The sequence below is a fragment of the Agathobaculum butyriciproducens genome (genome assembly GCA_003096535.1).
In the GTDB taxonomy this organism is placed as follows: Bacteria; Bacillota; Clostridia; order Oscillospirales; family Butyricicoccaceae; genus Agathobaculum; species Agathobaculum butyriciproducens.
Genome location: QEKJ01000004.1, coordinates 181,381 through 188,620, shown reverse-complemented (window position 1 = coordinate 188,620; position 7,240 = coordinate 181,381). Strand labels below are relative to the sequence as shown.

At 56.5% G+C, this 7,240-nt stretch carries 6 protein-coding genes; 5 read left to right on the top strand and 1 reads right to left on the bottom strand.

The annotated features are described in order from the left end of the window. Window positions 1-18: 18 nt before the first annotated feature. Window positions 19-372 carry a helix-turn-helix domain-containing protein gene (locus C7386_RS05690; protein WP_116705002.1) on the bottom strand — a complete coding sequence of 118 codons (354 nt, stop codon included), beginning with the start codon at window positions 370-372 and terminating at the stop codon, window positions 19-21. Window positions 373-1,259: 887 nt separating this feature from the next. On the opposite strand from C7386_RS05690, the gene mraZ reads away from it, so the two are divergent. From mraZ to C7386_RS05665, 5 genes are all read left to right on the top strand, one after another. Then, entirely contained in the window at window positions 1,260-1,679 is a 420-nt protein-coding gene (gene mraZ / locus C7386_RS05685; RefSeq protein WP_227600590.1) for a division/cell wall cluster transcriptional repressor MraZ, read from the top strand. A gap of 17 nt (window positions 1,680-1,696) precedes the next feature. Then, complete coding sequence (gene rsmH, locus C7386_RS05680; protein WP_110436331.1) at window positions 1,697-2,632, top strand: 16S rRNA (cytosine(1402)-N(4))-methyltransferase RsmH; 936 nt, start codon at window positions 1,697-1,699, stop codon at window positions 2,630-2,632. 37 nt (window positions 2,633-2,669) lie between these two features. Continuing rightward, window positions 2,670-3,167, top strand: a complete 498-nt coding sequence (locus C7386_RS05675) for a hypothetical protein (protein WP_110436332.1) — start codon at window positions 2,670-2,672, stop codon at window positions 3,165-3,167. An 89-nt stretch (window positions 3,168-3,256) separates the two neighbouring features. Continuing rightward, window positions 3,257-5,656 (top strand): penicillin-binding transpeptidase domain-containing protein, encoded by a 2,400-nt coding sequence (locus C7386_RS05670; protein ID WP_116705001.1) that lies wholly within the window; start codon window positions 3,257-3,259, stop codon window positions 5,654-5,656. A gap of 9 nt (window positions 5,657-5,665) precedes the next feature. Next, window positions 5,666-7,099, top strand: coding sequence for a UDP-N-acetylmuramoyl-L-alanyl-D-glutamate--2,6-diaminopimelate ligase (locus C7386_RS05665; RefSeq protein WP_116705000.1), 1,434 nt, complete (start codon window positions 5,666-5,668; stop codon window positions 7,097-7,099). The last annotated feature ends 141 nt before the right edge of the window (window positions 7,100-7,240 follow it).

Below are 7,240 nucleotides of genomic sequence, written 5' to 3'. Positions count from 1 at the left end.
TTTGCCTTAGCTTTTGAACTACCAGCGTTTTTTGTGCTGGCGTCGCTCGTCTTCCAAAACCAAGGCTTGCAAATTTTTTAGGTAGTCTACCTCCGCACGCAGCCGCTGAACCTCTGCCAGCAGATCTTCTTCTACCTGCTTCGGCAACTGCTTTGGCGGACGACCCTTACTGCTGCGGCCACGCCGTTCAACGGCAAAGCCTTCCGGCCCTTCCTCCAGGTAGATTCGCTCCCATGATTTGATCTGATCTCTGCTGTTTACATCAAATCGTCGGCAGGTTTCGCTGTAACTCAATTCCTCTTCCTGCATGGTTTCGATCACCAGCTTCTTGAATTCCGGCGTATATCGTTTGTTTGGTACTCCTTTTGGCATAGCAAAACACCCCACTTGTTAGATAGTATACCATACTGTCTAACAAATGGGGTGCAGTTCACCTTCGGGTGGCTGCTTTTTCGTGTTCTTTGCGGTACCGGCACAACGGGAATTCTGCGCAGCCTTTCTCGGCACAGGGTGACTGGGAGACACGAACTGCGTGAGCGTGTTCGTTTCTAACGGGCGGGAGTTTTTCGCCGGATAGGCGAACGGTTCTTGCCTGCGCGGCGGGCGCACAAGAGGGTAGACACCAAGGTTTCCACCCTCTTGTGAATCACCCCTTTCCTAAGAGAGTCTGGCGCAAACCAGAGAGCGGCGACCGCTGCGAAATAGAGGAACGGCAGTTGGGTTACCGTTGCGTGCCCTTCGTGAAAAATTTGCAGTTCACAGACAGCGTACTGCTACACATATCGGCAACTCTACGCTGGGTGCGGCATGACAGTGCCGCACAATTCGCTTACGCGTTGTTGCGGACGGCACCTGCGAATTTTATTTGATAACAGCCGTCACCTTGTCTGCACCACCCCCTCACCCACTCCTCACCACCAACGCCGAAAAAGAGAACCTCACACCCACTTTGCGCCACCGGGCTGAAAAATGTCCGGCTGAAATTGCACAAAAATACACACTCTGTGGATAAACTTTGGGATAACTCTCCACTTCACAGTAAAATGCAGGAAAACACCGCACGCGAACACAATCGAACAACTGTTCGCAAAAATTGCGAAAACTATAAAATTTGCAAGAAAAACGCCCGAATTTTTCGTGCAATAATGCAAAAAATATCTTGCAATCTATTCTCCGTACCGCTATAATAAAATCAAGGTGGAGAGATGTGGGGTAAAGTGTCACAAATTCCACCAAAGCGGAAGGGCAGGTGTGAATGAGTGAAGGGCGAATACAAGCATTCCATAGACGCTAAGGGTCGTCTGGCAATGCCGGCCAAGCTGCGCGAGGAGCTCGGCGAGCACTTCACGGTCACCAAGGGCCTCGATGGCTGTCTGTCCGTCTATCCGGAAGCGGAATGGAAGCGTCTGGAGGACAAGATCCGCACGCTCGGCAACGGCGAAAAGGCAAGACGCGTCAAGCGCTACTACTTCGCCAATGCGTTCGATGCACAGCTCGACGCACAGGGCCGCATCCTCATTCCCGCAAACCTGCGTACCTTTGCGGAGCTGCAGAAGGATGTTACCGTGATCGGTCAGCTCGACCACGCGGAAATCTGGAACAGCGACAAGTGGCGCGCTTACAATGACGAGATCGACGCGGAGGTTGTTGCCGCGGACGTAGAAGATATTGATTTTTAACAAAAGGGCAGGGAACTATGGAATTTCATCATGTATCCATTTTGCTTGAGCCTTGCCTTGAGGCTCTGCAGATCAAGCCGGACGGCGTTTATGTGGACGCCACGACCGGCGGCGCCGGTCACTCGCTCCGCATTGCGGAGCGTTTGCATGATACCGGCCGTTTGATTTGTATTGACAGAGATGACGAAGCACTCGAAAACGCGAAGGACCGCCTCAAGGATGTATGGCAGCGTGTCACACCGGTCAAGAGCGACTTCCGCGATATCGACAAGGTGCTCGAAGGGCAGGGACTTGCAGGTGCGGATGGCATTCTGTTCGACCTCGGCGTTTCCTCTCCGCAGCTGGACCATGCCGAGCGTGGTTTTTCCTATATGCAGGATGCGCCGCTCGATATGCGCATGGACCGGCAGCAGAAGCTGACCGCGTATGATGTGGTAAACGGCTGGAGCCGCGAGGAGATCCGCCGCATTCTGTTTGAGTACGGCGAGGAGCGCTACGCACCGCTGATCGCAGCGGCGATCGAGCGCGAACGCGCAGACAAGCCGATTGAGACCACGCTGGAGCTTGTCCGTGTGATCAAGGGCGCCATGCCCGCGAAAGCACTGCGCGAAAAGCAGCATCCGGCGAAGCGCAGCTTTCAGGCGATCCGCATTGCGGTAAACGATGAGCTGGGTGCCGTGCGGGAAGCGATGGAAAAAGCCATCGACTGTCTCAATCCGGGCGGCAGACTGGCGGTCATCACCTTCCACAGCCTGGAGGACCGCATCGTCAAGGCGGCTTTTCAGCAGGCGGCACAGGGCTGCACCTGTCCGAAGGACTTTCCGGTATGCATCTGCGGCAAAAAGCCGAAGGTTCGGCTGACGCCGCGCAAGCCGATTCTGCCGGACGAAAGGGAAATTGAGGAGAATCCGCGCGCCCGAAGCGCGAAGCTCCGGGTTTGTGAAAAAATCTAAACCGAAAAAGCAAATTCAAAAGAAAGGAAAGCGCAAGATGGCTTCTGGCAGGAACAACGCGGCAAGAAAATATGAAGATCAGGTTCCTGCACAGCGCGAGGTACAGCCGAAACGCCATCTGCAGGTAGCGGCAGCACCGGTCAAGAAAAAGAAGCACCGCCGCAAGCCTGCTGTGATGCAGGGCGTGTACCCGTGCATTTTTCTGGTGGCAATCACGGCGGCGTTTATCCTGTTCTGCCAGATGCAGCTGACCCAGCTTACCGCAGAAGCGAGTGAGCAGAGCGACCTGCTCAGCGAGCTGCAGTCGGAGAATGTTTCTCTGACGACCAAGCAGATGAACAGCATGAACATGGATGAGGTAGAGCAGTACGCCACGGACACGCTCGGAATGATAAAGCTGGACAATTCGCAGATCGAATATGTGGAGCTGACCAATCCGGATCTTGTCACCGTTGCAGACGACAGCATGACGCTGCGCGGTCTGTGGAGCGCACTGGCAGCGCGCTTTTCCGCACTTGTGGAATATATCCGATAAGCAGTTGAATACAATGCGTACAGGGGAGTGAGAGGTGGATAACTTCTGACTCCTTACGCTTTTTCAGGAACAATATGGAGGCTGACTAAATGGCAGTTAAGGGACCCAACCATCAAATGCGCACGCGTATCCGCGGGCTGACCGTGCTGTTTGCACTGATCGGTTTCGGGCTGGTAGGCGTGCGGCTGCTGTATATGCAGGTATTCAATCACGATTTCTATGTGCAGCAGGCGACGGCGCTTCAGACGCGCGACACGTTCATCACGCCCAACCGCGGCAAGATCTACGACGCGAATATGCAGGTTCTGGCTGAATCCGCCGCCGTAGAGCGCATTACGGTCGATCCGAAGGCCGTTGTGGACGAGAGCAAGGTCAAGAAGGGCATCACGGCGGAAAGTCAGCAGCAGACGCTTGCGACCATCCTGTCCGAAACGCTGGCTGTTGATTACGATACCGTGATGGAAAAGATCCAGAAGACGAACTCGCAGTACGAAATTATCGCGCAGAAGGTCGATAAGGACGTATCCAAGGAATTGGATGAGAAGCTCGAAGCGGCAGACTGCACCGGCGTCTACTCCGAGCCGGATACCAAGCGGTACTATCAGCATGGCGCCTTCCTGTCTGCGGTGCTGGGATACGTCGGCAGCGACAACAACGGCGCATACGGTCTGGAATCCGAGTACAACGATGAACTGGCCGGCACCGCCGGACGACTGGTCCGCGTGCAGAATGCACAGAATAAGGACATTATGCCGGAAACCCAGCAGTACATTCCGGCGACCGACGGCAACTCTCTTGTGCTGACCATCGACAGCGATATCCAGAACTATCTGGAAAAGCACCTCGAGACCGCACTTGCCGACAATCCGGAGGCGCGAGACGGCGTTTCCGGCATCGTTATGAACGTCAAGACCGGTGAGGTACTGGCAATGGCCAACCTGCCGGACTTTGATCCGAACGATGCCTACAAGCTGACGAGCGAAAAGTATATCAACGAACTCAAGAAAAATGTTGCGAAAATCCTCAAGGAAGAGAACGTCAAGGTCGAAATTCCGGATGCATGGTATACGGAAGGCGGTCTGGACAATCTGCCGGAGGCGATTCATGACAATTCCGATCTGGTAGATGCGCTGGGCAGCGCCCGCGTGAATATCCTGATGAAAACCTGGCGCAATCCGGTTATCGCGGATAACTACGAGCCGGGCTCCACCTTCAAGCTGATGACGGTCTCCACCGCGTATGATCTGGGTGCTACCCATGCCGAGGATACCTACTACTGCGGCGGCTCCCTGCAGGTGGAGAACTGGGAGATCAAGTGTGCAAACACAAGCGGCCACGGCATGCAGACGCTGACCGAAGCCCTGATGAATTCCTGCAACGTAGCGATGATGCAGATTGCGCAGAGCGTGGGCATGGAGCGTTTCTATGACTTTTACAAGGCGTTCGGCCTGACCGAAAAGACCGGCATCGACCTGCCCGGCGAGGGCAAGGGCCAGTTCCACCAGACCGATGTGGTCAGCGACTGGAACGAGGTCGCACTGGCGACGGCATCGTTCGGCCAGCGCTTCACGGTAACGCCGATCCAGATGATCAACATGGTCTGCGCCATCGTGGACGACGGCAAGCTGAAAAAGCCGTATGTCGTCAAGGAAGTCTTGAACGGCGACGGCTCGGTCAAGTCCACCAACGAAACCGAAATCGTCCGTCAGGTCGTTTCCGAGGACACCTCCGCATATATGCGCGAGGCGATGGAGCAGGTCGTAGCCAACGGCACCGGCAAGAATGCCTATGTTTCGGGCTACCGCATCGGCGGCAAGACCGCAACGTCCGAGATCCTGCCCGAGTACGACAGTGACGGCAAGGTGCTCGATACCGAGGACCGCTACACGGCCTCCTTCATCGGCGTAGCGCCGATGGACGACCCGCAGATCGCGGTTCTGGTCGCCATCAACGACCTGCCGGAATCCGCAACGCATGCCGGCGGTACGATCGCCGCTCCGGTTGTCGGCCGCATCATGGAGGATGTGCTGCCGTATATCGGCATTACGCCGGTCTATGACGACAGCGAGAGCGACCGCCGCGAGCTGACCGTACCGAGTGTATCCGGCAAGACGCGCGACGATGCGATTTCCACGCTGTCCGACGCAGGCTTTGACTGCATCATCAAGGGCGACGGCGATACCGTCACCGATCAGGTGCCGAATGCAGGCATGCGCATTGCGGCCAGCGGCAAGGTTATCGTCTACATGGGCGAGGAAAAGCCGACTGAGGCCGTGGAAGTGCCCGATCTGTCCGGCATGTCGCCGGATGAGTGCCGCGATACGCTGGAGGAGTACGGTCTGTACCTCAAGCAGAAGGGTGTTTCGTCCGCGCAGATCACAGGCGATACTACCGCGACTAAGCAGAGTCCGGAGGCCGGTACCAAGGTAAGCCTCGGTGCGGTTGTCACGGTAGAATTTTCCGATACAACGACGGTCAACGACCGATAGGAGGAAATTATGAAATTACAGGAACTTTTGAAGAATGTAGCAGTGAAAAACAGCACTGCTGCGCAGGATATTGACATCAAGGAAGTGCGTTACGACTCCCGCGCGGTACAGCCGGGCGACCTGTTTGTAGCCATCCGCGGCTACGCGACCGACGGCCACAAGTACATCGCCAAGGCGATGGAGCAGGGCGCGGCAGCCGTTGTCTGCGAGGAGGCGCCGGAGGGCGTCCCCGCAGTCGTTGTGGAGAATTCCCGCATCGCGCTGGCTGAGATTGCGGCAAACCGCTTCGGTCATCCGGCAGAGAGCATGGTCATGCTCGGTGTGACCGGCACCAACGGCAAGACCACCACGACCTACCTCGTCAAGCACATGCTTGAGGACGCAGGCCACAAGGTGGGTCTGATCGGCACCAACCAGAACCTCATCGGTGATGAAGTGATCGAAACCGAGCGCACCACGCCGGAATCCTACGAGCTGCACGCACTGTTTGCCCGCATGAGAGACGCAGGCTGCACGCATGTGATCATGGAGGTTTCCTCGCACTCCCTGGTGCTTGACCGCGTACACGGCATTCCGTTTGCGGTAGGCGCGTTCACCAATCTGACGCAGGATCACCTCGATTTCCACAAGACCATGGAGGAGTACCGCAAGGCAAAGGCGCTGCTGTTCTCCATCAGCAAGAAGGGCGTTATCAATCTGGATGATGCTGCGGCAGAGAAGATGCTCGCGGACGCAAAGTGCCCGTGCATGACGTTCTCCTGCGGCAAGCCGGAGGCCGATCTCGAAGCGACCGACCTGCAGCTGCACGCGGACGGCGTGGAGTTCACCGCACAGTATCAGGGCGAAAAGGCAGATGTCAAGCTGCCGATTCCGGGTCATTTCTCGGTCGAGAATGCACTGACCGCGCTCGGTATCGTGCTGCAGCTCGGCATGCCGCTTGCGGATGCGGCGAAGTCCATGGCAACTGCAACCGGCGTCAAGGGCCGTGTTGAGGTCGTGCCGACCGATACGGATTACACCGTGCTTATCGACTACGCACACTCGCCGGACGGCGTGGAGAACGTGCTCAAGGCCGTTCGCGGCTTTGCAAAGGGCCGTGTTGTTGCTCTGTTCGGCTGCGGCGGCGACCGTGACCGCACCAAGCGCCCGAAGATGGGTCGCATTGCGGCTGACCTCGCGGATTTCTGCGTTGTAACGAGCGATAATCCGCGCACCGAGGAGCCGAAGGCCATCATCGATGACATTCTCGAGGGCATGAAGGATTCGGATACGCCGATGCAGGTCATTGTCGATCGTCCGGAGGCGATCCACTGGGCACTTGCACACGCACAGAAGGACGATATCATTGTGCTGATGGGCAAGGGACATGAGACCTATCAGGAAGTAAACCACGTTAAGCACCACATGGATGAACGCGAGATTGTAGCGGAATATTTCGCGTAATAGGGGACTTCAAAAGTCCCCTATCTACGGAGAACGGTTCCTAAGGAAACCGTTCTCCGAAACCCGAATGACGCTCGGCGCTATCCTTGCGCGGCTTTGCTGCCGCGCTGCGCCCCAAGGCGGCTGGGTCGGGGAATAAAA